Origin of the sequence: Aeromonas dhakensis, assembly GCF_000820305.1 — a bacterium.
GTDB classification, from domain to species: domain Bacteria; phylum Pseudomonadota; class Gammaproteobacteria; order Enterobacterales; family Aeromonadaceae; genus Aeromonas; species Aeromonas dhakensis.
In genome coordinates, this window is record NZ_CDBH01000048.1 from 95,473 (window position 1) to 95,697 (window position 225).

1 pseudogene is annotated in these 225 nt (G+C 59.1%); it reads right to left on the bottom strand.

Features of this window, described 5'->3' with window-relative positions:
- Positions 1 to 121: 121 nt before the first annotated feature.
- Positions 122 to 225, bottom strand: a pseudogene (locus tag BN1143_RS22440) (tRNA (N6-threonylcarbamoyladenosine(37)-N6)-methyltransferase TrmO); the annotation flags it as partial.

Below are 225 nucleotides of genomic sequence, written 5' to 3' on the forward strand. Positions count from 1 at the left end.
CGATCCGGCCATCGTCGACGCCTTCCTCGCCTGCGAGGAGGAATTTCGCCAGATTGCCCTCAGGCACAAGGATCACGACTGACAAAAAACCACCCGAACGGGTGGTTTTTTTATGGCTGGCTCACTGGGCCGGCTCGATGGCGAGCACCAGGCAACTGGGCTCGCTGATGCGAAAACGCACGTTGCAGTCAAACAGCCTGACGCCGTACTCCTTGTCATCCGGCT